Raw genomic sequence first — 21,938 nt, 5'->3', positions numbered from 1 at the left:
ATCGGATTGGCCTGTTCGGCGCCTCCTGGCGCGGATCGCGCTAATAAGGACGGCCCGACGCCGTGGCGGGAAATTCGACCACCAGCGTTGCCCCCAGCCCCCGGAGGGCAAGACACGAGACCACGCCAACCGGTTATGGCAGGAAATCGTTCTGCTCGAGGCGCCCAATACGCATTCGCATAACTTGATTCATCCGCGATTCGGCCCCAGATGGGACAAAATTCTTTCGCGCGCGAGGACGCTGCCATGTTCGAGACCCTTGGCTTTGAAAATCTGACTGCCCCGCAGGCCGCCATCTGGCTGGGCCTGCTGCTGGGGTTGGCCTTTGGCCTGCTGGCCGAGGTCACGGGGTTTTGTTTCCGTCGCGCCGTGACCGGTCCCGTGGCCGAGCGCAAGCGCGCCGGCGGTATCTGGCTGGCCGCGCTGGTGACGGCGTTGATCGGCACCCAAGGCGCCGTGGCGGCCGGGCTGATCGCGTTTGACGACCACCGCTTTCTGGCGGGCGATCTGCCGGGTCTGGCCATCGTGGCGGGCGGGCTGCTGTTTGGCGCCGGCATGGTGCTGACGCGCGGCTGTGCCTCGCGGCTGACGGTTCTGGCCGGGTCGGGCAACCTGCGTGCCGTGCTGGTGCTGATCGTGTTCGCGCTGGCCGCTCATGCGACGATGAAGGGCGTTCTGGCCCCTGCCCGCGTGGCGCTGGCAGAGGTGACCCTGCCGCTAGGTGATGTGACGTCGCTGGCCGCCCTGCCCGGTGGCGCGGTGTTCTGGACGGCTATCGTGGCGGCGCTGGCGCTGGCTGGTATCGCCGGGTCGGGTGCCGCGCGCGGCAAGCTGGCCCTGGCCGCGGCCCTGGGCCTGCTGGTTCCGCTGGGCTGGGTCGGCACCGGGTTTGTCCTCTATGACGATTTCGACCCGATCGCCTTTGAAAGCCTGGCCTTCACCGCCCCCGCCGCCGATACGCTGTTCTGGAGCGTGGCCGCGACCTCGATCAGTGCCAAGTTCGGCACCGGCCTTTTCGGCGGCGTGCTGGGTGGCGCGCTGGTGTCGTCGCTGCTGGGCCGCCGGTTCAAGTGGCAGAGCTTTGAAAGCCCCGCTCAGACCGGCCGTTACCTGGCGGGTGCCGTGCTGATGGGTGTGGGCGGCGTGATGGCCGGTGGCTGCACCGTGGGCGCGGGCCTGTCGGGCGTGCCGACGCTGGGCCTGTCGGCCATTCTGGCGCTGGCTGCAATCGGCCTGGGCGGCTGGGCCACCGACCGCGCGCTTAATGCACGCCTTTCCGGATCCGCCGCACCATCATCCACACAAGCAGCACAACAACCGGTGTGATTATCGCCGTCATCAACCCCTTGCTGAGCCCAAGCGGCTCGGCCAGGGGATAGGCGGCATAGCCGACCAGGCTGACGGCGTAATAGCTGATCGCCACCACCGAGAGCCCCTCGACGGTTTCCTGCAACCGCAGTTGCAGATCGGCGCGGCGGTCCATGCTTTCCAGCAGTTTCTGGTTCTGGGCCGAGCGCGCCACGTCGACCTGCGTGCGCAGCAGCTCGGCCGCGCGGGCGGCGCGTTCGGTCATGGCACGCAGCTGGCGCTCGGTCGATTTGACGGTGCGCATGGCCGGGTCATAGCGGCGCATCATGAATTCGCGGAAGGTCTGGCGCCCGCCGAACCGTTCCTCGCGCAAGACCTCGATCCGTTGCGTGACCAGCGCCTCGTAGGCGCCCGTGGCCCCAAAGCGAAAGGCCGATTGAGCCTGCAGATGCTCCAGCTCGGCCGAGATGCTCAGCAGCTCGTGCAGGGCCTCTTCGGGGCTGTGATCGCCGGTGGTGAGGTTCTCGACCAGGCGGGTCAGCTTGGGGTCGATCCGGCCCATCTTGCGCGACAGATCTCGCGCCCGCGGCAGGCCCAGCATGGCCATGGTCTTGTAGGTCTCGATCTCGGTCAGGCGCTGGACAATGCGGCCCACGCGCTGCGGCCCGGTCCCCTGCGGCACGAACAGCGCGAACCGCACATGGCCAGCCGCATCGATGCGGAAATCGCTGGCAATCAGGGCGTTGCGGTCCAGCACCTCGGAACAGGCCAGGCTTTCCGGTACGAACCAGTCCGCCAGTTTGCGAATGACCACATCCTGCTGGCCGGGCAGCTGTTCGACCCGGATCAGGGCCGAGGTGACGCGCACGCCGGGCGCCTCGGCCAGCCATTCCTGGGGAAAGACATCAAAGGCCGAATGATCGAACGGCCGCTCGGCCACCCCATCGGCAAAGATCGTGTAGGTCACGAATTCGGTGTGGCTTTCCCATTTGAGCCGATAGCGGCCGATCTGGCCAAAGTAATGCGTGGCGTCCGGTTGCGGGTGCTGTGCCCCGAACCGGTCGAGCAGCGCAATCAGATGCGCGCGGTCGGCCTGACGATCGCGGCTGGCGGCGTTTTCCGCCCGTTTGATGGCCACGAAGGCCGCCCGGCAGGGCGGCGTCAGCGACGGGAACGGACGGGCGTGCAGCTCGTTCGAGAGGTCATAACGCAGCGGATGGTCTGTCAAAGCGGTCATGGGTGGCCCTGTGAGTGTGATTCCGCGGTATTAATCCAGTTTTACCCAAATGCAAAAGAAAAAATTCAATGAATTCCATAGCTTAGCGGTATACCGTTGTGCACAAGGTCGCGCAGTCGCTTAAAAACCCCTGTGTTCTCAACACCAACGCAAACAAAAAGCCCCGCCAAGATGGCGGGGCTTGATGTGATGTTTTTTGGCCAGATCAGGTGATCTTGGTCAACAGGGTGTCGAGGCTGGCCTTGGCGTCGCCGTAGAACATGCGCGTGTTCTCTTTGTAGAACAGCGGGTTCTCGATGCCCGAATAGCCGGTGCCCTGGCCGCGTTTCGACACGAACACCTGTTTCGCCTTCCAGCATTCCAGAACCGGCATGCCGGCGATGGGGCTGTTGGGGTCTTCCTGCGCGGCCGGGTTCACGATGTCGTTCGAGCCGATGACGATCGCCACGTCGGTATCCGGGAAATCGTCGTTGATCTCGTCCATCTCCATCACGATGTCATAGGGCACCTTGGCCTCGGCCAGCAGCACGTTCATGTGGCCCGGCAGACGACCCGCAACGGGGTGAATGGCGAAACGCACGTTCTTGCCCTTGGCGCGCAGGCGGCGGGTCAGTTCAGCCACGTTCTGCTGAGCCTGAGCCACGGCCATGCCATAGCCGGGGATGATGATGACGCTGTCGGCCTCGTCCAGAGCCTGGGCCACGCCGTCGGCGTCGATCGCGATCTGTTCGCCCTCGACCTCCATCGCGGGGCCCGTGGTGCCGCCAAAGCCGCCCAGGATCACGCTGACGAACGAGCGGTTCATCGCCTTACACATGATGTAGGACAGGATCGCACCCGACGAACCCACCAGCGCACCGACCACGATCAGCAGGTCGTTGCCCAGCGAGAAACCGATCGCCGCCGCGGCCCAACCCGAATACGAGTTCAGCATCGACACCACGACCGGCATGTCGGCGCCGCCGATACCCATGATCAGGTGATAGCCGATGAACAGCGCGGCGAGGGTCAGGATCAGCAGCGGGAAGATACCGCCGCTGTTGAGATACCAGATCAGGCAGAGCAGCGAGAGACCCGCCGCGCCCGCGTTCAGCATGTGGCCACCCGGCAGCTTTTGCGCCGCCGAGGTCACCTTGCCCGACAGTTTGCCATAGGCGATGACCGAACCGGTAAAGGTCACGGCACCGATCCAGACGCCCAGGCTAAGCTCGACCAGCAGGATGTTGATCTCGACCGGGGTCTTCTTGGCGATGAGCTTGCCAAAGCTGCCCAGTTCCTTGACGGCGTCGCCACCCATGGCCACGGCCTCGGCCGCGTTGCCGATCTCGAAATGGGCGTTAAAGCCGACGAAGACCGCCGCCAGACCGACCAGCGCGTGCATCCCGGCGACCAGTTCCGGCATCTGGGTCATTTCGACCTTCGATGCCAGCTGATAGCCGATCACGCCACCGCCGAGGATCAGCGGAACCGACAGCCACCACAGGCCCGAACCGGGGCCGATCAGCGTGGCGGCAACCGCCAGGCCCATGCCAACAATGCCGTACCAGACGGCGCGTTTCGCGCTCTCCTGCCCCGAAAGGCCACCGAGCGAGAGAATGAACAGAACAGCCGCAACAACATAGGCGGCAATCGTGAAGCCAAATTCCATTGTCCCGGCCTCCTTAAGATTTCTGGAACATGGCGAGCATGCGCCGGGTTACGAGGAAGCCGCCGAAGATGTTGATCCCGGCCATGAAGACAGACAGTGCAGCCAGCAGGATCACGATGAACGAGCCGGACCCGATCTGCATCAGGGCGCCAAGGATGATGATCGACGAAATGGCGTTGGTCACGGCCATCAGCGGGGTGTGCAGCGAATGCGACACGTTCCAGATCACCTGGAAGCCGACAAAGACCGCCAGCACGAACACGATGAAGTGCTGCATGAAGCTGGCCGGCGCATAGAGCCCCACCAACAGCAACAGCGCCCCACCGATCGCCAGCAGGCTGACCTGTTGCTTGGTCTGCGCCTTGAACGCGGCCACTTCCTGGGCGCGTTTTTCCTCGGGGGTCAGTTCCTTGGGTTTTTCCTTCGACTTGGCCGCGATCGCCTGCACTTTCGGCGGCGGCGGCGGGAAGGTGATCTCGCCCGCATAGGTCACGGTGGCGCCACGAATGACGTCGTCTTCCATGTCGTGGTTGATCTGACCGTCCTTTTCGGGGGTCAGGTCGGTCATCATGTGGCGAATGTTGGTGGCATAAAGCGTCGACGACTGCGCCGCCATGCGCGACGGGAAGTCGGTATAGCCGATGATGGTCACGCCATTGTCGGTGACGACCTTCTCGTCCTTGACGGTGCCTTCGACGTTACCGCCCTTTTCGGCCGCAAGGTCAACGATGACCGAACCCGGCTTCATCGCCGCAACCATATCGGCAAGCCACAGCTTGGGCGCCTCGCGGTTGGGGATCAGGGCGGTGGTGATGACGATATCCATCTCGGGGGCCAGCTCGCGGAACTTGGCCAGCTGGGCCTCGCGGAATTCCGGCGAGGAAACAGAGGCATAGCCACCGGTGGCGGCGCCGTCGGTCTGCTCTTCCTCGAAATCCAGATAGACGAACTGGGCGCCCATGGATTCGACCTGCTCTGCCACTTCGGGGCGCACGTCGAAGGCATAGGTGATCGCACCCAGCGAGGTCGAGGTGCCGATGGCGGCCAGACCCGCCACACCGGCGCCCACGATCAGAACCTTGGCCGGGGGAACCTTGCCCGCGGCGGTGATCTGACCGGTGAAGAAACGGCCAAAGTTGTTGCCCGCCTCGATCACGGCGCGATAGCCGGCGATGTTGGCCATCGACGACAGCGCGTCCATCTTCTGGGCGCGCGAGATGCGCGGCACCATTTCCATGGCGATGACATTGGCGCCGGCCTTCTTGGCCGCTTCCATGCCCTCTTCGTTGCCCGCCGGGTTGAAGAAGCTGATCAGCGTCTTGTCGGCGGTCAGGCGCTTCATCTCGGTCGCGTTCGGCTGACGGACCTTGGCGATGATGTCGACCTCTTTCCACAGCGCGGCGGCGGTCTTGATGATCTCGACGCCAGCGGCCTCATAGGCCGCGTCCGAGAACCCGGCAGCAGCACCTGCCCCGGTTTCGACCGCACATTGATAGCCCAGCTTTTGCAGCTGAAGCGCACTGTCGGGTGTCATCGCGACGCGCGCTTCACCCTCGAATATCTCTTTCGGTGCCCCGATTTTCACGTTCCATTTCCCCTTTCTCTCCGGCCTGCCCCATTACTTCACCCTGGCAGGTTTGGACCACATATCACTGCGCAAGATTATTTCGCAAGAACCCACGCAAACTTTTCATTTAATGCTCATGTGACGCTTTGCCTCACAGCCAGCGTCGCACGCGTGCAGCGTAATCATCGAAAGCCGCCCCGAACTCTGCCCGGTTGCGGGCTTCTTCGCCCAGAATGAACCGTTTTTGAATCATCAGGACGAACACCGGAACCAACAGCAGCGTTAGAAACGCATCCCAGCGCAGGATCAACCCAATTAGCACCAAAGTATCGCCCAGGTAGATGGGATTTCGGCTTATTCCAAAGGCGCCAGAGGTCAGCAGGCGGCTGGGACGCTGGCGCGGCACGAAGGTGGTGCGGCTGGTGACCATCTGTGCCAATGCCACCACCATCAGCGCCAGCCCGATCACCACCAGCCCGTTGCCGGCCCACAAGGTGCCGGTGCCGCCGGGCGGGCTGGGCAGCCAGCGCGACTGGGCCCAAGCAATGGCGACAAACCCCGCCAGCCACACGGGCGGCAGGTCGATCTGTCGGATCAGGCTGGGCGAGTTGTCACTCATTGGGGCCTCGGATCGTTTTCGGGCGAGAGTTGAGCGCGATTGCGGCCCGTCTGCAAGTCGATAGTATGCAAGTGCGACATAGCTGAAACACTTGCCCCGATGATTGCCTCTCTAATAGCCCGAAAAGACCGTTTCCCGACCCTTCGGCCAGGCCGCCCCGGCGACGGCGCAAGCTGTTACGCCGTGTTTTACAAGGCGGTTCACCAGGGCGCCGGGGGCGCCTATTCGACCGAGGAATGCGCCGCCTGGGCCCCGTCCGAAACTCCGCCCGCGGGCTGGGAGGCGCGGGTTCTGGCCGGGCACTGCCTGGTCGCGCAAGACCGTTCGGGCGTGATCGTGGGTTTCATGACACTGGGCGATGACGGCTTTCTGGACTTTGCCTATGTCGCCCCCGACTGGATGGGTCGGGGCGTGGCAGCGGCGCTTTACGAGGCGATCGAGGCCACCGCCCGGGCGCGGGGCATTCCCCTGCTCAGCACCGAGGCCAGCCACCTTGCCCGCGCCTTTCTGGCGCGGCGCGGCTGGCAGGTCGAAGCCCGCCAATCGGTCATCCGCAACCGCGTGGCCCTGACAAACTTTCGCATGAACAAGGTTTTCTGAACTCGCCTCATGCCCCATTTTGGCCTGAAATCAGCCACCTAGCTGTCGTTGGCGGCTCATAACCGAGCCTTAATCAATCTCTATCAAGAATGGAAACAATGCTGCGCGCACGCCTGGTGCGTCGTGGCTGTTGCGTGACGCGAACAGGAATTAGTGAAAGATGGCGACGTATCAGGTTCGATTTTACGACTTTGACCCCGATACCCAGATCCCCACGGGAACCGGGAACAGCTTTGTCTGGGAGGGCCCCGCCACGCCCGACGGCAAGGCCACGGTCTATGACACCGAAGCCGGCGTTCAGGGCCTTACGCTGGATGACGACAATGCCGGCGGCGAAACCGCCACCGCCGATGTCACCATCGACGGGCTGACCTCGACCGGCACCAGCGTCGATGCCGAGGCCGTGTGGACGGTGCGCGATACCGTCACCGGCGAGACCTTCCAGATTGCCTCCTTCGATGTCGAGTTCGGCGATGCGCGTGGCGACTATACCCTGTCGGAACAGCCGCTGATCCCCGGTCGCACCTACGAGATCGTCAATTACGATAGCAACCCCGATGTAACCATCGGCGACCCGGCGTTTTCCTCGGTCGATTACGAATCGGCCGACAACATCGTTTCGGGCACCGCGGGCGACGACACGATCGACGCCAGCTATACCGGCGACCCCGAGGGCGACATGGTCGACAGCGGGTTCGGCACCGGCACCGACGGCAATGATGACGTGATCTACGCGGGCGCCGGCAATGACACGATCAGCGCCGGCGCGGGCGATGACACCATCACCGGCGGCGCGGGCCAGGATACGATCGACGGCGGCACCGGCAATGACACGATCTATGGCGACGCGCCCGAGGTGACCGCCCAGACCGAGAACCTGTCATGGGCCGCAGCCGGCAATGACAACCAGTCGCTGGCGGGCGGGTTCAGCCAGGATACCGGCGACATGACCGTGTCGGTGTCGTTCACCAATGACGGTAACAACGCCCCGCTCTACCAGGCCGAGAGCACCGACACGACCTATGTCGGCGGCGGCGAGAGCTTTGACCCCAATTCGAACCTCTACCTTTACGGCACGGGCCAGGGCGACACCTCGACCACGACGATCAACTTTGCCACCAACAGCGACAGCCTGACCGGCGAGGCCAGCAGCGTTTCGTTCCGCATCAACGATATCGACGCCTTCCTCGGCAACCACCAGGACGTCGTGACCGTGCTGGCCTATGACGCCGAAGGCAACGCGGTGCCGGTCACGATCACGGTCAACGGCAATGACAGCCTGTCGCCCGATGGCAGCACGATCACCGCCGCCATGACGCTGGACACCCAAGACAGCATCAACGGTTCGGCCCTGGTGGAAATCGCCGGGCCGGTGGCGCGGATCGAGATCAGCTATTCCAACGCGCTGACGCCCTCGGGCACCTATACCGGCACCCACGCGATCTATGTCAGCGATGTCTATTTCGACACGATCCCGATCACCGGCGATGATGACGTGATCAATGGCGGTACCGGCGATGACATGATCTATGCCGGTGACGGCGCCGATACGATCGTGTTCGAAGACGGGTTCGGCAACGATACGGTCGAGGGCGGCGAAGGCGCGGGCGAAACCGGTATCGACGACGACACGCTGGATTTCTCGGCGCTGAGCACGGCCATCACCGGCAGCTATAGCGCAGACGAGGCCGGCACGCTGGACGACGGGGTCAACAGCGTCGACTTCTCGGAAATCGAGAACCTGATCCTGACCGACTATGATGACGAGGTCGATGCCTCGGCCACCACGTCAGGCGTCAATATTTCAGGCGGCGGCGGAGCCGACGTCCTGACCGGCGGGTCGGGCGACGATGTGCTGGACGGCGGCACCGGCAACGATACCCTCTCGGGTGGCGCGGGCAGCGATACGCTGACGGGTGGCGCGGGCGATGACACGATCACCGTGGCCGAGGGCGACACCGCCACCGGCGGCGACGGCGACGATACCTTTTACGTTCAGGATCTGGCCGAGGCCGGCACCGGCTCGATCACCATCACCGGTGGCGAGGGCAGCGAAACCCTGGGCGACACGCTGAATTTCCAGGGCCTCGCCAAGGCCGCCGACATTACCTACACCAATACAGACGATGCCTCGGGCGGGCTGTCGGGCTATGTCACACTGTCGAACGGCTCGGTGGTCAACTTCTCGGAAATCGAGAATGTGGTGATCTGTTTCGCCGCCGGCACCCGCATCCTGACCCCGCGCGGCGAACGCCCGGTCGAGAATCTGGAGCCGGGCGATCTGGTGATCACCGCCGATCACGGGCTGCAACCGATCCGCTGGATCGGCAAGCGCAGCGTCGCGGCGCAGGATGACCTGGCCCCGGTGCGTATCCGCAAGGGCACGCTGGGCAATACGCGCGACCTGCTTGTGTCGCCCCAGCACCGGATGCTGCTGAGCGGCTATCGCGCCGAACTGTTGTTCGGCGAGACCGAGGTGCTGGCCCCCGCGATCCACCTGATCGACGACCACGCCGTCACCCGCCAGCGGCAAGACAGCGTCACCTATGTGCACCTGCTGTTCGACAGGCACGAGGTGATCTATGCCGAAGGCACCCCAAGCGAAAGCTTCCACCCCGGCCATGTCGGGCTGCGCGCGATCCTTGACCCGGCGCGCGAAGAGCTATTCAAGATCTTTCCCGAATTGCGCGATGGCGCCAATGCCTATGGGCCCACCTCGCGCCTGTGCCTGCGCAAGCACGAGGCGCGGGCGCTGATGACCTATTAAATACCGTTGGCGCGCTGGATCTCGCGGATATAGGTGATGACCTCACCGACCTCGGCGGGGGTGACGCCTTCGACGGGCGGCATGTCACCAAAGCGCCAATGATGCGCCTTTACCCCGTATTGCACCGCCCGCAGAAAGGCGATGTCGCCGTGATGGCCGGGCTCGTAGATCTTGTGGATCAGCGGGGGCGCTTTGCCGTCGCGGCCAACGCCGCTGTCACCATGACAGACCGCGCATTTCGCGGCAAAGATCCGCGCGCCGATCTGCGCCTCGGCGCTGACCTCGGGCACGGTGATCTGCACCAGGGCATCGGTCTGGGGGGCGGGCACGGCCGCGGTTTCGGCGGCGGGCGGCGTGGATTCGGGCGCTAGGGTCAAATAGGCTGCGCCACCCAGCAGGGCGGCGGCTGCGGCGATATAGAGAATCTTCATGAGTGCTTACCTGTTTTTTTGCCCTGCTAGCGGTTCCAGCGGGGGGAAGGTCAAGCGCTTTGCCGCACCGGAACAGGACGGCGCGCATCGGCCCATTCGCGCACGGCCGCGCCAAAGGCCTGGAACAGCGGGCGCGAGACCGGATCGCAGGCGGCGTTGTATTCGGGGTGCCACTGCACCGACAGGGTAAAGCCCGGCGCATCCTTGATATAGATCGCCTCGGGCGTGCCATCGGGGGCATAGCCGTCAATGGCCACGCGGGCGCCGGGGGTCTTGATCCCCTGCCCGTGCAGCGTGTTGGTCATCACCTCGGCCGCGCCGAACAGCCGCGCGAACGGCCCGCCGGGGGTAAAGGTCACCGCATGGCGCAGGGCGAACTTTTCCTCAAGCGTGCCATCGGGCGGCATGCGGTGGTTCATCCGCCCCGGCAGATCGCGGATTTCAGGGTAGAGCGTGCCGCCCATCGCCACGTTCACCTCTTGAAAGCCGCGGCAGATGCCCAAAAAGGGCTGGCCGCGCTCGACCAGCGCCCGGATCAGCGGCAAGGTGATCGCATCGCGCGCCCGGTCAAAGGCGCCGTGGGCCTCGGTGGCCTCTTCGCCGTATTCCTCGGGGTGGACATTGGGCCGCCCACCGGTCAGCAGAAAGCCGTCGCAGATCTCTAGCAGTTCGGGCACCGAGACAAAGCGCGGATCGGCCGGAATCAGCATCGGCAGCGCCTCGGCCACGCCCGACACGGCCTCGGAATTCATCGTTCCGCCGGCATGGGCCGGGTAGTGGTCGTTGATCAGATACTGGTTGCCGATGATACCGACGATGGGGCGCGTCATGGCCTTCCTCTTTTCCTGTCTCCCAAGGATATAGGCGAAATTCCCGCCCGTGAAGAGGCGCCCGGCGCAGATGTGATGTGCGTGTGCGCTCAGGGCTCGCCATGCAGGCCGGCGGCCTCGATCCCCGCCATCCCGGCCAGCGCGTCATTGTCCGAGGCATCCCCCGTCACGCCGACACCGCCCACCACCCGGCCGCGCCCGTCGCGCACCAGAATTCCGCCCGGCACCGGCACCAGCCGCCCGCCATAGGCCCCGTTGAGCGCGGTCATGAAATAGCCCTGCGCCTCAGCCCGGGCCATCATCGCGCTGCCGGGCATCCCGGTCAGAACCACGCCCGCGGCCTTGCCGTTGGCAATCGCGAACCGGCCCGGAGGCGCGCCATCCTCGCGTTCAAACGCGATGACGTGGCCGCCATCGTCGACCACCACCACCGACAGCGGTTTCAGCCCCATCTCGTGGCCCTTTTGCAGGGTCTTGCGGATGATCGTGCGGGCCTTGCGCAGTGAAATGCTTGCCATGTCTTGTCCTCAGCTATGGGCCTTGAGTTCGCGGCGCCGCGAATGCAGCACCGGTTCGGTATAGCCCGAAGGCTGTTCGCGCCCCCGGAACACCAGGTCGCAGGCCGCCTGGAAGGCGATACCGTCGTAACCGGGAGCCATAGGGCGATAGGCGGGGTCGCCCGCGTTCTGGGCATCGACCACCTTGGCCATGCGGCGCATCGCCATCAGCACGGTCTGTTCGTCCACCACGCCGTGATGCAGCCAGTTCGCCAGGGCCTGACTGCTGATCCGGCAGGTGGCGCGGTCCTCCATCAGGCCGACATCGTGGATATCGGGCACTTTGGAACAGCCCACGCCCTGATCGACCCAGCGCACCACGTAGCCCAGAATGCCCTGGGCGTTGTTCTCGATTTCCTCGCGGATCTCATCATCGGACCAGTTGACCCCATGCGCCACCGGGATGGTCAGCAGGTCATCCAGCCGCGCCGGGCGGGCCAGCTTTGCGATTTCGTCCTGACGCGCCAGCACATCAACCTGATGATAATGGGCTGCGTGCAAAGTGGCCGCCGTCGGGCTGGGCACCCAGGCGCAGGTGGCCCCGGCCATCGGGTGGCCGATCTTGGCCGCCAGCATCTCGGCCATGCGGTCGGGCATGGCCCACATGCCCTTGCCGATCTGCGCCCTGCCCTTCAACCCGCAGGCCAGGCCGATGTCGACGTTGCGATCCTCATAGGCCGAAATCCAGGGCTGGGCCTTCATGTCGCCCTTGCGCACCATCGGTCCGGCCTCCATCGCGGTGTGGATTTCATCGCCGGTGCGGTCGAGAAAGCCGGTATTGATGAACGCCACGCGGTGGGTCGCGGCGCGGATGCATTCTGCGAGGTTCACGCTGGTGCGGCGTTCCTCGTCCATGATGCCCAGTTTGACGGTATATTGCGGCAGGCCCAGCGCCGCCTCGACGGCCGAAAAGACCTGATCGGCAAAGGCCACCTCTTCGGGGCCGTGCATCTTGGGTTTAACCACATAGACCGAGCCCGTGACCGAATTGCGTGCACCGCCCTCTTTGCGCAGGTCATGCATGGCGATCAGCGTCGTGACCATCGCGTCGATCAGCCCCTCGGGCAGTTCGGCCCCGTCGGCATCCAGAATCGCGGGGTTGGTCATCAGGTGGCCCACATTGCGCACCAGCATCAGCGCACGGCCCTTAAGCGCAGCCGCGCTGCCATCGGCGGCGGTATAGGCGATGTCAGCGTTCAGCGCGCGGGTAAAGCTTGTGCCGCCCTTGGACACCTCTTCGGTCAGGTCGCCGCGCATCAGGCCCAGCCAGTTGGCATAAGCGATGACCTTATCCTCGGCATCGACGGCGGCTACGGAATCCTCACAGTCCATGATGCTGGACAGGGCCGATTCCAGCACGACATCACTGATATGCGCCGGATCGGTCGCGCCGACGGGGTGGTCGCGGTCGATGACGATGCGGATATGCAGGCCGTTGTTGCGCAGGATCACCTCGCGCGGGTGATGCGGGTCGCCCACATGGCCGACGAACTGGTCGGGGTCGGCAAGCGCCGCGCCATGCAGCGCACCCATCGCCACGCCCAGCCCAGCCACATCGGCCCAATGGCCCGCGGCCAGCGGCACGGCCTGATCCAGAAACGCCTTGGCCCATGCCACCACACGGGCACCCCGCGCCGGGTCATAGCCCCCGCCCGCCGGCAGATCGCCCAGGGCGTCGGTGCCGTAAAGCGCGTCATAAAGGCTGCCCCAGCGGGCATTGGCGGCGTTCAGCGCATAGCGCGCGTTCATGATCGGCACGACCAGCTGCGGGCCGGGCTGCGCAGCGATCTCGGGATCGGTGGGGCCGGTCTGGATCGTGAAATCGGGGCCTTGGGGCAGCAGATAGCCGATCTCTTGCAGGAATACCTTATAGGCGGCGGCGTCAAAGGCCCGGCCGCGATGGGTGCTGTGCCAGGCATCGATCTGTTCCTGCAACGCGTCGCGTCGCGCCAAAAGCGCCGCATTCTGCGAGGCAAAACGGTCGATCAGATCGGCAAAGCCCTGCCAGAACGCATCTGCATCGATGCCGGTTCCGGGCAGGGCCTGCTCTTCGATGAACTCGGCCAGGCGGGTGTCCACCCGCAATCCGGCCCGCTGTGTTCGCTGTTCCATCGCCCTCTCCTTGCCGTGATACGCGCAGGCATGTTGCGGAATGCCCGGCGCCATGTAAAGGGATTGGACACCTTGTTTTACCAATTTGGCCAAAAACACCTTCGCCCCTGCCCAAACAATCGGCTCTGACACCGCTTGCGGCCAGCCCGGCCCCGCCCTAGGTTTCGCCCATTGGCAAGCAGGAGATCCCGATGACCGACGGCGCGCAACAGCCCATCTATCTGGCCGACTACACCCCGTTTGGCTGGCTGATCGACCAGGTCGAGCTGACCTTTCGCCTGTCGCCTGATGCCACCCGCGTGACCTCGCGCATCCGGTTCCGGCCCAATCCCGATGCGCCGGGGCAAGAGTTCTTTCTGCATGGCGAACAGCTGCGCCTGATCCGCGCGGCGATTGATGGGGCCGAGGTGACGCCGGCGCTGTCCGACACCGGCCTGACATGCGCCGTGCCCGATGGCCCTTTCACATGGGAGGCCGAGGTCGAGATTGCCCCGAACGCCAACACCGCGCTCGAGGGGCTGTATATGTCGAACGGCATGTATTGCACCCAGTGCGAGGCCGAGGGCTTTCGCAAAATCACCTATTACCCCGACCGCCCCGACGTGATGGCGCCCTTTACGGTGCGGGTGGAAAGCGATCTGCCGGTGCTGCTGTCGAATGGCAACCCAGCAGGCGCTGAAGCGGGCTGGGCCGAATGGCATGACCCGTGGCCAAAACCGGCCTATCTGTTCGCGCTGGTCGCGGGCGATCTGGTAGCGAAAAGTGGTGACTTTACAACCGCCTCTGGGAAAAACGTAAAGCTGAACATTTGGGTGCGCCCAGGGGATGAGGATAAATGTGATTACGCGCTGGATGCGCTGATCCGCTCGATGCGCTGGGACGAAGAGGTTTACGCCCGCGAATACGATCTGGACGTGTTCAACATCGTCGCCGTCGATGATTTCAACATGGGCGCGATGGAAAACAAGGGCCTGAACATCTTCAACTCGAAATACGTTCTGGCCAGCCCCGAAACCGCAACCGACGACGATTTCGCCCGGATCGAGGCCATCATCGCGCATGAATATTTCCACAACTGGACCGGCAACCGCATCACCTGCCGCGACTGGTTTCAGCTGTGCCTGAAAGAGGGGCTGACCGTGTTCCGCGATCAGCAGTTCTCGGGCGACATGCGCAGCCACGCGGTGAAACGGATCGAGGATGTGTTGATGCTGCGCGCCCGCCAGTTCCGCGAAGATAACGGCCCGCTGGCGCATCCGGTGCGGCCCGAAAGCTATGTCGAGATCAACAACTTCTATACCGCGACGGTCTATGAAAAAGGTGCCGAGGTCATCGGGATGCTGAAGCGGCTGGTGGGCGATGAGGGCTATGCCCGCGCGCTGGATCTCTATTTCGACCGCCATGATGGCGATGCCGCCACGATCGAGGATTGGCTGAAGGTGTTCGAGGATGCCACCGGCCGCGATCTGGGCCAGTTCAAGCGCTGGTATTCCCAGCCGGGCAGCCCGCGCCTTAGCTATACGGATCACTTCAATAGTGGACGTTATGAAATTCATTTCAAACAGGAAAATCAAGATACTAAATCGCACCCAAACAAGCAGCCGCAGGTGATTCCGATCGCGATCGGCCTGTTGGGGCCAAATGGCGACGAGGTGCTGCCGACGACCGTGCTGGAAATGACCGAGGCCCGCCAAAGCTTTGCCTTTGACGGGCTGGCGGCGCGACCGGTGCCGTCGATCCTGCGCGGGTTCTCAGCGCCGGTGATCCTTGATCATGACACGACGGCCCAGGAACGCGCGTTCCTGCTGGCCCATGACACCGACCCTTTCAACCGGTGGGAGGCCGGCCGCGCGCTGGCCAAGGATGTGCTGATCCGCATGGTGGCCGACGGGGCCGCGCCCGACGCGACGCTGCTGCACGGGATCGGTCGGGTGCTGACCGATGACGACCTTGATCCCGCCTATCGCGCGCTGGTGCTGCGCCTGCCGTCCGAGGATGACATCGCCCAGGCGCTGTTCGATCAGGGCCGCACGCCCGACCCGCTGACCATTCACCGCGCCAGCGGCGCGCTGAAAGACGCCATCGCCAGCCATCTGCGCCACGATCTGGGCGCGGCCTATGAGGCCATGACCTGCCCCGGCCCCTATTCGCCCGAGGCGGTGGATGCCGGGCGGCGGGCGCTGCGGCTTGCTGCGCTGGGGCTGCTGACGCGGCTGGATGGCGGCGCGCTGGCCACCACGCATTTCACGGATGCCGACAACATGACCGATCAACAGGGCGCGCTGACGGCCTTGCTGGCCGTGGGCGCGGGCGAGGATCAGGCGGCGGCCTTCTACGACCAGTGGCGTCATGACCGGCTGGTGCTGGACAAGTGGTTCATGCTGCGGGCCGCGCTGGCCGGGCCGGACAATGCCGCAGAGGTTCTGACCACCCTGACCCGACACGCTGATTTCGATTGGAAAAACCCCAACCGCTTCCGCTCGGTCATCGGGGCCTATTCGGGCAATGCGGCCGGGTTCCACCTGGCCGATGGCAGCGGCTATGCGCTGGTGGCCGACTGGCTGATCCGCATGGATGGCGTCAACCCGCAGACCGCGGCGCGCATGTCCACGGCCTTTGACACCTGGCGCCGCTATGACGCCGACCGGCAGGGCCAGATGCGCGAGGCGCTGGAACGCATCCAGGCCCATTCGGGGCTGTCGCGCGACATGTCCGAGATGGTGGCGCGGATGCTGGGCGACTGACGGGAATAATCTTGAAATTCCCGTGCTGCACCTGCATAACGGCGGCTCATGCGAACAGGCTCTGAGGGGGATGCCGCCATGAAGAAATTCGTTACCGCCAAGCTGCACGGCATCACCGTGACAGAGGCCGACCTGCACTATCACGGCTCGATCACGCTGGACCCCGACCATTGCGAGGCCGCCGGCATCCTGCCGATGGAATTCGTCGAGATCTGGAACAAGCAATCGGGCGCGCGGCTGAGCACCTATGTGATCTATGGCGAGCGCGGCGCGCGTCAGTGCGTGCTGAACGGCGCGGCGGCCCGCACCTGCCAAAAGGGCGATCAGCTGATCATCTGCACCAGCGAATACCTGGTCGCCAGCGAGGTCACCCGGATCAAGCCCAAGGTGCTGACCTTTACCCCCGAGAACGAAGTGTCGGAAATTCTGACCTACAGCGCCCATCCCGACGATCAGGGGCGTCTGACCTTCGACATCCTCAAGGATGACGAACCGCAAGACATCCCCTATCGCGAAGAGACCTTTTAGGGCCTAGCCCGGCTGGCAATAGCTTTGCGCGCGGGTCCATTCGGCGATATCCGCGCGCTTGGCCGACGAATGGAACGGCCCCCAATCGGCGGCGATGCCGCGCCCTCCGGCCGACACGACACCGTCGCGCGCCACGGTATGGGCGGCGATGCGCACTGCGCAGCTCAGGTTCTTTTCGCCCTGTTTCAGGTCTTCGCCAGTCTTGGCCGCGCAGCCATAGCCGCGTGCGGTGGCAGGTGCGATCTGCACCAGCCCAAACCACAGCCCGCCGCCGCCGACGGCCTGCGGGTTCCAGGTGCTTTCATGTTTCGCCAGCGACGAAAACAGCCCCGCCCAAAAGGCACGGCGGTCAGCCTCGCTGGCCTCGGGATAAGCCGGGCAATAATTCGCGATGTCGGCCGGCACGATCGTCACCAGATCGGCGCCGTGGCTGTCGAGCGCGGCCAGGGTGGCGCGGGTCCAGCGTTCGGCCTGTTCGGCGGGGCGGTGCGCGTCCCAGCGCATGGTCGGCAGTTCGGCGGCCCGGCTGGCCACGTCATCGCCCGATCCGCAGGCCATCGGCAACAGCAACAGAGCAAGAGCAAGGGCGCGTGTGCGCATCTTTGACATCCACGATTTCACCGGGTCAGGCCCCGGAACCGCGGGCGAGTATCTTTGCGGACGCAGCATTAGGCAATCGTCCTGATTCAGCACCGGCAAAAGATCGCCGGTGACGCGGCTCTTGCCCACCTGCCGGACCTGCCTTAGAACCGCTGCAACCCGCCACAGGACCGGATCAGATGCTCGACCTCACCTATACCGCCCCCGCCCCGAAAGTCATCGCAGGCGCCAAAGACGACTGGGAACTTGTGATCGGCATGGAAATCCATGCGCAGGTCTCGTCGAACGCCAAGCTGTTTTCGGGCGCCTCGACCACATTCGGCGCCGAGCCGAACAGCAACGTGGCCTTCGTGGATGCGGCCATGCCGGGCATGCTGCCGGTGATCAACGAGTATTGCGTTGAACAGGCGGTGCGCACCGGGCTGGGCCTCAAGGCCGAGATCAACCTGTTCTCGGCCTTTGACCGCAAGAACTATTTCTACCCCGACCTGCCGCAGGGCTATCAGATTTCGCAGCTGTATCACCCGATCGTGGGCGAAGGCGAAGTACTGGTGGAAATGGGGCCGGGCGTGGCGCGTCTGGTGCGGATTGAACGCATCCACCTGGAGCAGGACGCGGGCAAGTCGATCCATGACATGGATCCGAACATGTCGTTCGTTGACCTGAACCGCACCGGCGTCGCGTTGATGGAGATCGTCAGCCGCCCCGACATTCGCGGCCCCGAAGAGGCCGCCGCCTATGTGACCAAGCTGCGCCAGATCCTGCGCTATCTGGGCACCTGCGACGGCAACATGCAAAACGGCAACCTGCGCGCCGACGTGAACGTGTCGGTCTGCCGCCCCGGCGCCTATGAGAAATACCAGGCAACCCAGGATTTCGGCCATCTGGGCACCCGCTGCGAGATCAAGAACATGAACTCGATGCGGTTCATCCAGCAGGCGATCGAGTACGAGGCCCGCCGCCAGATCGCGATTCTGGAAGACGGCGGCTCGGTGGTGCAGGAAACCCGGCTTTATGACCCGGACAAGGGCGAAACCCGGTCGATGCGCAGCAAGGAAGAGGCGCATGACTATCGCTATTTCCCCTGCCCCGACCTGCTGCCGCTGGAGATCGAACAGGGCTGGGTCGATGACATCGCCGCCAGCCTGCCCGAGCTGCCCGACGAGAAAAAGGCCCGCTTCATGGGCGATTTCGGCCTGACCGATTATGACGCCAGCGTGCTGACCGCCGACACCGCCAATGCCGCCTATTTCGAGGCCGTGGCCGAGGGCCGCGACGGCAAGCTGGCCGCCAACTGGGTCATCAACGAGCTGTTCGGCCGCCTCAAGAAAGAGGACCACGACATTTCGGAAAGCCCGGTCAGCCCGGCGCAGCTGGGCGGGATCATCGACCTGATCACCAAGGGCGACATTTCCGGCAAGATCGCCAAGGACCTGTTCGAGATCGTCTATACCGAAGGCGGCGACCCCGCGCAGATCGTCGAAGCCCGCGGCATGAAGCAGGTCACCGACACCGGCGCGATCGAGGCTGCGGTGGATGACATCATCGCCGCCAACCCCGCGCAGGTGGAAAAGGCCAAAGCCAACCCGAAACTGGCCGGCTGGTTCGTCGGACAGGTGATGAAAGCCACCGGCGGCAAGGCCAACCCCAAGGCGGTGAATGATATCGTATCGGCCAAGCTGGGGCTCTGACGCCCCGGCCCCATCAGGGGACGTGTGATGAGTCATTACGAGTATAAAGTGATCGCGGCGCCCAACCACGCCGAACGGGTTCGGGGCGCCAAGACGACGGCGGATCGCTTTGCCCAGACGCTGGGCGCGGTGCTGAACGAGATGGGGGCCGAGGGCTGGGAATATCAGCGCGCCGAATCCCTGCCCTGCGAGGAACGCAAGGGTCTGACCGGCAAGGCCACGCATACCCAACACGTTCTGATCTTTCGCCGGGCGGTGCAGCCGGTGCCGGTCTGGGCCGAAACGGTCGTCGATGACGAAGGCGCCGACGAGGCATAACACCGAATGCAAGCGGAATATTGCCGCGTGGGGGCAGAAAATCTGCAAGAAACCCCTTCATTCCCCGGACCAAAGCTCTAAACTCTCACGTCCGAGTCGAAGAGGTGGCAACCAATGTCAAAGAGTGATCCTTTCGGGTTTGATATCTCCGTATCGGCGGACAAGAAGAAACGCACGCGCGGCCGGCGGGGCATGTCGGGTGCGTTCGAGACATCAACCCGTATCTGCGAACATCCCGGCTGTCAGGAGACGGGCCAGTATCGTGCGCCCAAATCGCCCGATCACCTGGACGAATACCTGTGGTTCTGCAAGGACCACGTGCGCGAATACAATCTGAAATGGAACTTCTTCAACGGCGCCACCGAGGAAGAGCTGAACGCCCAGTTCGACAAGGACCGCGTGTGGGAGCGCGAGACCAAGCCCTTTGGCCGCACCGCCGAGGAACAGCGCGCCTGGGCGCGTCTGGGCGTCGATGACCCGCATCAGGTGCTGGGCGACAATGCGACGCGCAATCCCGGCCGTTCGGGCGGCACCACCACGCGCCGCCTGCCTCCGACCGAGCGCAAGGCGCTGGAGATCCTCGAGGCCAAGGACCACTGGACCAAGGCCGAGATCCGCAAGCAATACAAATCGCTGGTCAAGGATCTGCATCCGGACATGAACGGCGGCAACCGCGCCGACGAGGACCGCCTGCAAGAGGTCGTCTGGGCCTGGGACCAGATCAAGGACAGCCGCAACTTTACCGCCTGAGCCCCGAAACGGGCCGGCACGCGCGAAAACGCCCCCGCCAGTCACAGGCGGGGGCGTTTCGGTCTTGCGGGTGGGGGATCAGGCGGTTGCGGGTTTGAACACCAGGCTGACACCGTTCAGGCAGTGCCGTTTGCCGGTGGGCTGCGGCCCGTCGTCGAAGATGTGGCCCAGGTGGCTGCCGCAGCGGCGGCAATGCACCTCGGTGCGAACCGTAAACAGTTTGCGGTCGGGCTTGGTGTCGACCGCGTTCGGCAGCGCCTGCCAAAAGCTGGGCCAGCCGGTGCCGCTGTCATATTTTGTGGCGGCGTCATACAGGGCCAGGTCACAGCCGCGGCAGTGGAACACGCCCTCGCGTTTCTCGTCATTCAGCGGGCTGGTAAAGGCGCGTTCGGTGCCTTCCTTGCGCATGACCTTGTATTCAAGATCGCTCAGCATGGCGCGCCATTCGGCATCGCTGTGCGTCACCTCGAAGGCCTGCGCGGCGGGGGCCACGGCGATCAGCGACAGGGCAGCACCCCCTAGCATCAGTTCACGACGGTTCATTCCCTGGTCTCCTTTGTCGGTTGACCAAGACTATGCCGCCACGAGGCGAAATGTCATTTCACGATCGCTTGGGCAGGTTGTGATCGCTCGGACGAAGGCGTGTCATCGGCGATCTGCCCCAGCAGGTACAGCCCCACCCCGGCGGCCAGCACCATGCCCGCGATCACCCGGCGCGCCGACTGGCCCTTGTCGAACTCGCGCACCGGCGCCCCGAACAGCCGGGTTTCCAGCCTCCGCACGCCCGATGTGCGGGGCGCGCGCGCCGGGCAGAGCGCGGCCAGATCGGCCAGGTCGTATTCCCATCCCAGAACCTCGTCGCGCAGGGCGGCGCTGGTGTCCAGTTCGGCCTCGAACGCGCGGCGGCTGGCGGCATCGCCCAGCCCCAACACGTATTCTGCGGCGCCAAGCGCGTGCTCTTGCGATATCTGCGGCACCAGCGTCATTGCGCCAAGGCCTCGCGCAGGCGCAGCAGGCTGACCCGCAGGGCCGGGCGCAGCTGCGATTTACGCAAGCCCATCCGGGCCGACAGCGTGTCATAGCCCTCGCCATAGACATAGGCGCGGGCGATCAACTGGCCATGGCCGCGCGGCAACAGCGACAGCGCGTCGCCCAGCGGGCCTTCGGGCAGGGTCAGGTCGGGGCCGTCGGGGTCATAGTCGCCGCCCTCTGCCTCGATCGCGCGGCGCAGGTCCAGCGCATGATGGCGGGCGATCGAGCGCAACCACGCGCGTGGCGCATAGCGCGACTGCGCCTGCCCGGCAGCATTGTGCCAGATCTTGACAAAAACATCCTCAAGCGCGGCCTCGGCGGCCTCTTGATCGGCAAGGATCACGTCGCAGATACCCAGCAGCTCTGCCCCGACTGCCGCCCATAGCGGGCGCAGCGCGTCGCGTTCGCCTGCCGCGAGGCGGGCGATCAGCGTGGCGATCTCGGCGTCCGATGCGGTTTCCATAGGGCCCCATGCGCATTCCCGCGCGACAGAGTAGCGTTTTGCCAGACAAATAGAAGAAAAATCCCGTAACGGCGATTTTCGCCGCAAAGCCTTCCCCTTGAACCCCGGCGGGATATGTTCCACTAAAAGCCCGACG

The 21,938-nt window shown here is 64.5% G+C and carries 20 protein-coding genes; 8 read left to right on the top strand and 12 right to left on the bottom strand.

Annotation, left to right across the window (positions count from 1 at the left end; translation table 11 throughout):
* The first annotated feature begins 246 nt into the window (after nucleotides 1-246).
* On the top strand, nucleotides 247-1,326 hold the full coding sequence (locus OE856_RS04955; protein WP_263714947.1) for a YeeE/YedE family protein: 1,080 nt from the start codon (nucleotides 247-249) through the stop codon (nucleotides 1,324-1,326).
* Here the strand turns inward: OE856_RS04955 and OE856_RS04950 are convergent.
* The 4 genes from OE856_RS04950 to OE856_RS04935 all read right to left on the bottom strand — a co-directional run bounded on the left by OE856_RS04950 (nucleotide 1,262) and on the right by OE856_RS04935 (nucleotide 6,379).
* Nucleotides 1,262-2,545 carry a DUF3422 family protein gene (locus OE856_RS04950; protein WP_263714946.1) on the bottom strand — a complete coding sequence of 428 codons (1,284 nt, stop codon included), beginning with the start codon at nucleotides 2,543-2,545 and terminating at the stop codon, nucleotides 1,262-1,264. The two genes, OE856_RS04955 and OE856_RS04950, sit on opposite strands and share 65 nt — an antisense overlap.
* Nucleotides 2,546-2,750: 205 nt before the next feature.
* Nucleotides 2,751-4,193 (bottom strand): NAD(P)(+) transhydrogenase (Re/Si-specific) subunit beta, encoded by a 1,443-nt coding sequence (locus tag OE856_RS04945; protein WP_263714945.1) that lies wholly within the window; start codon nucleotides 4,191-4,193, stop codon nucleotides 2,751-2,753.
* A 13-nt stretch (nucleotides 4,194-4,206) separates the two neighbouring features.
* On the bottom strand, nucleotides 4,207-5,778 hold the full coding sequence (locus OE856_RS04940; protein ID WP_263714944.1) for a Re/Si-specific NAD(P)(+) transhydrogenase subunit alpha: 1,572 nt from the start codon (nucleotides 5,776-5,778) through the stop codon (nucleotides 4,207-4,209).
* 133 nt (nucleotides 5,779-5,911) lie between these two features.
* Nucleotides 5,912-6,379 (bottom strand): methyltransferase family protein, encoded by a 468-nt coding sequence (locus OE856_RS04935; RefSeq protein WP_263714943.1) that lies wholly within the window; start codon nucleotides 6,377-6,379, stop codon nucleotides 5,912-5,914.
* A gap of 183 nt (nucleotides 6,380-6,562) precedes the next feature.
* Here OE856_RS04935 and OE856_RS04930 point away from each other — a divergent pair, with 183 nt between their 5' ends.
* Together OE856_RS04930 and OE856_RS04925 are read left to right on the top strand one after the other, a co-directional pair.
* A complete protein-coding gene (locus OE856_RS04930) occupies nucleotides 6,563-6,979 on the top strand; it encodes a GNAT family N-acetyltransferase (RefSeq protein ID WP_263714942.1) in 417 nt (138 codons plus the stop codon).
* A 160-nt stretch (nucleotides 6,980-7,139) separates the two neighbouring features.
* Nucleotides 7,140-9,746, top strand: a complete 2,607-nt coding sequence (locus OE856_RS04925; RefSeq protein ID WP_263714941.1) for a Hint domain-containing protein — start codon at nucleotides 7,140-7,142, stop codon at nucleotides 9,744-9,746.
* Here OE856_RS04925 and OE856_RS04920 read toward each other — a convergent pair.
* The 4 genes from OE856_RS04920 to OE856_RS04905 all read right to left on the bottom strand — a co-directional run bounded on the left by OE856_RS04920 (nucleotide 9,743) and on the right by OE856_RS04905 (nucleotide 13,676).
* Nucleotides 9,743-10,177 (bottom strand): c-type cytochrome, encoded by a 435-nt coding sequence (locus OE856_RS04920; protein WP_263714940.1) that lies wholly within the window; start codon nucleotides 10,175-10,177, stop codon nucleotides 9,743-9,745. The genes OE856_RS04925 and OE856_RS04920 overlap by 4 nt on opposite strands.
* Before the next feature lie 50 nt (nucleotides 10,178-10,227).
* Nucleotides 10,228-11,007, bottom strand: a complete 780-nt coding sequence (locus tag OE856_RS04915; RefSeq protein WP_263714939.1) for a gamma-glutamyl-gamma-aminobutyrate hydrolase family protein — start codon at nucleotides 11,005-11,007, stop codon at nucleotides 10,228-10,230.
* A gap of 89 nt (nucleotides 11,008-11,096) precedes the next feature.
* The gene (locus OE856_RS04910) at nucleotides 11,097-11,525 is read right to left on the bottom strand and encodes a GlcG/HbpS family heme-binding protein (RefSeq protein WP_263714938.1); all 429 of its coding nucleotides are present in this window, start codon (nucleotides 11,523-11,525) and stop codon (nucleotides 11,097-11,099) included.
* 9 nt (nucleotides 11,526-11,534) lie between these two features.
* Nucleotides 11,535-13,676: a malate synthase G gene (locus tag OE856_RS04905; protein ID WP_263714937.1), complete on the bottom strand. Its 2,142-nt coding sequence runs from the start codon at nucleotides 13,674-13,676 to the stop codon at nucleotides 11,535-11,537.
* A gap of 191 nt (nucleotides 13,677-13,867) precedes the next feature.
* On the opposite strand from OE856_RS04905, the gene pepN reads away from it, so the two are divergent.
* On the top strand, nucleotides 13,868-16,420 hold the full coding sequence (gene pepN, locus OE856_RS04900; RefSeq protein WP_263714936.1) for an aminopeptidase N: 2,553 nt from the start codon (nucleotides 13,868-13,870) through the stop codon (nucleotides 16,418-16,420).
* Nucleotides 16,421-16,498: 78 nt separating this feature from the next.
* Nucleotides 16,499-16,948 (top strand): aspartate 1-decarboxylase, encoded by a 450-nt coding sequence (panD, locus tag OE856_RS04895; RefSeq protein ID WP_263714935.1) that lies wholly within the window; start codon nucleotides 16,499-16,501, stop codon nucleotides 16,946-16,948.
* Nucleotides 16,949-16,951: 3 nt separating this feature from the next.
* Here the strand turns inward: panD and OE856_RS04890 are convergent, their stop codons facing one another.
* On the bottom strand, nucleotides 16,952-17,548 hold the full coding sequence (locus OE856_RS04890; protein ID WP_263714934.1) for a lytic transglycosylase domain-containing protein: 597 nt from the start codon (nucleotides 17,546-17,548) through the stop codon (nucleotides 16,952-16,954).
* A 179-nt stretch (nucleotides 17,549-17,727) separates the two neighbouring features.
* Here OE856_RS04890 and gatB point away from each other — a divergent pair, with 179 nt between their 5' ends.
* The 3 genes from gatB (at nucleotide 17,728) to OE856_RS04875 (ending at nucleotide 20,307) form a co-directional block, all read left to right on the top strand.
* Complete coding sequence (gatB, locus tag OE856_RS04885; protein ID WP_263714933.1) at nucleotides 17,728-19,239, top strand: Asp-tRNA(Asn)/Glu-tRNA(Gln) amidotransferase subunit GatB; 1,512 nt, start codon at nucleotides 17,728-17,730, stop codon at nucleotides 19,237-19,239.
* Nucleotides 19,240-19,266: 27 nt separating this feature from the next.
* Nucleotides 19,267-19,557: a DUF4177 domain-containing protein gene (locus OE856_RS04880; RefSeq protein WP_263714932.1), complete on the top strand. Its 291-nt coding sequence runs from the start codon at nucleotides 19,267-19,269 to the stop codon at nucleotides 19,555-19,557.
* Between the two features lie 114 nt (nucleotides 19,558-19,671).
* Nucleotides 19,672-20,307, top strand: a complete 636-nt coding sequence (locus OE856_RS04875) for a J domain-containing protein (protein ID WP_263714931.1) — start codon at nucleotides 19,672-19,674, stop codon at nucleotides 20,305-20,307.
* Between the two features lie 78 nt (nucleotides 20,308-20,385).
* On the opposite strand, the gene msrB is transcribed toward OE856_RS04875, so the two are convergent.
* From msrB to OE856_RS04860, 3 genes are read right to left on the bottom strand one after another with little or no spacing between them, the layout of a single operon-like run.
* Nucleotides 20,386-20,850: a peptide-methionine (R)-S-oxide reductase MsrB gene (gene msrB / locus OE856_RS04870; protein WP_412174857.1), complete on the bottom strand. Its 465-nt coding sequence runs from the start codon at nucleotides 20,848-20,850 to the stop codon at nucleotides 20,386-20,388.
* Nucleotides 20,851-20,903: 53 nt separating this feature from the next.
* Complete coding sequence (locus tag OE856_RS04865) at nucleotides 20,904-21,293, bottom strand: hypothetical protein (RefSeq protein WP_263714930.1); 390 nt, start codon at nucleotides 21,291-21,293, stop codon at nucleotides 20,904-20,906.
* Nucleotides 21,290-21,802, bottom strand: coding sequence for a sigma factor (locus OE856_RS04860; RefSeq protein WP_263714929.1), 513 nt, complete (start codon nucleotides 21,800-21,802; stop codon nucleotides 21,290-21,292). Before OE856_RS04860 ends, OE856_RS04865 begins: the two co-directional genes overlap by 4 nt.
* Between the last annotated feature and the right edge of the window lie 136 nt (nucleotides 21,803-21,938).

Source organism: Actibacterium sp. XHP0104, from assembly GCF_025751515.1.
Lineage (GTDB): Bacteria > Pseudomonadota > Alphaproteobacteria > Rhodobacterales > Rhodobacteraceae > Actibacterium_D.
Note: the sequence above shows the minus strand (reverse complement) of the source record. Positions and strands in the feature narration are given on the sequence as shown.

What these genes read in the sequence shown, in the direction of transcription:
- gatB (WP_263714933.1), top strand. Translation starts at nt 17,728, where the DNA reads ATGCTCGACCTCACCTATACCGCCCCCGCCCCGAAAGTCATCGCAGGC.
- OE856_RS04860 (WP_263714929.1), bottom strand. Translation starts at nt 21,802, where the DNA reads ATGGAAACCGCATCGGACGCCGAGATCGCCACGCTGATCGCCCGCCTC.
- pepN (WP_263714936.1), top strand. Translation starts at nt 13,868, where the DNA reads ATGACCGACGGCGCGCAACAGCCCATCTATCTGGCCGACTACACCCCG.
- OE856_RS04910 (WP_263714938.1), bottom strand. Translation starts at nt 11,525, where the DNA reads ATGGCAAGCATTTCACTGCGCAAGGCCCGCACGATCATCCGCAAGACC.
- OE856_RS04875 (WP_263714931.1), top strand. Translation starts at nt 19,672, where the DNA reads ATGTCAAAGAGTGATCCTTTCGGGTTTGATATCTCCGTATCGGCGGAC.
- OE856_RS04955 (WP_263714947.1), top strand. Translation starts at nt 247, where the DNA reads ATGTTCGAGACCCTTGGCTTTGAAAATCTGACTGCCCCGCAGGCCGCC.
- OE856_RS04905 (WP_263714937.1), bottom strand. Translation starts at nt 13,676, where the DNA reads ATGGAACAGCGAACACAGCGGGCCGGATTGCGGGTGGACACCCGCCTG.
- OE856_RS04880 (WP_263714932.1), top strand. Translation starts at nt 19,267, where the DNA reads ATGAGTCATTACGAGTATAAAGTGATCGCGGCGCCCAACCACGCCGAA.
- msrB (WP_412174857.1), bottom strand. Translation starts at nt 20,850, where the DNA reads ATGAACCGTCGTGAACTGATGCTAGGGGGTGCTGCCCTGTCGCTGATC.
- OE856_RS04945 (WP_263714945.1), bottom strand. Translation starts at nt 4,193, where the DNA reads ATGGAATTTGGCTTCACGATTGCCGCCTATGTTGTTGCGGCTGTTCTG.
- OE856_RS04925 (WP_263714941.1), top strand. Translation starts at nt 7,140, where the DNA reads ATGGCGACGTATCAGGTTCGATTTTACGACTTTGACCCCGATACCCAG.
- OE856_RS04890 (WP_263714934.1), bottom strand. Translation starts at nt 17,548, where the DNA reads ATGCGCACACGCGCCCTTGCTCTTGCTCTGTTGCTGTTGCCGATGGCC.
- panD (WP_263714935.1), top strand. Translation starts at nt 16,499, where the DNA reads ATGAAGAAATTCGTTACCGCCAAGCTGCACGGCATCACCGTGACAGAG.
- OE856_RS04935 (WP_263714943.1), bottom strand. Translation starts at nt 6,379, where the DNA reads ATGAGTGACAACTCGCCCAGCCTGATCCGACAGATCGACCTGCCGCCC.
- OE856_RS04950 (WP_263714946.1), bottom strand. Translation starts at nt 2,545, where the DNA reads ATGACCGCTTTGACAGACCATCCGCTGCGTTATGACCTCTCGAACGAG.
- OE856_RS04865 (WP_263714930.1), bottom strand. Translation starts at nt 21,293, where the DNA reads ATGACGCTGGTGCCGCAGATATCGCAAGAGCACGCGCTTGGCGCCGCA.
- OE856_RS04920 (WP_263714940.1), bottom strand. Translation starts at nt 10,177, where the DNA reads ATGAAGATTCTCTATATCGCCGCAGCCGCCGCCCTGCTGGGTGGCGCA.
- OE856_RS04915 (WP_263714939.1), bottom strand. Translation starts at nt 11,007, where the DNA reads ATGACGCGCCCCATCGTCGGTATCATCGGCAACCAGTATCTGATCAAC.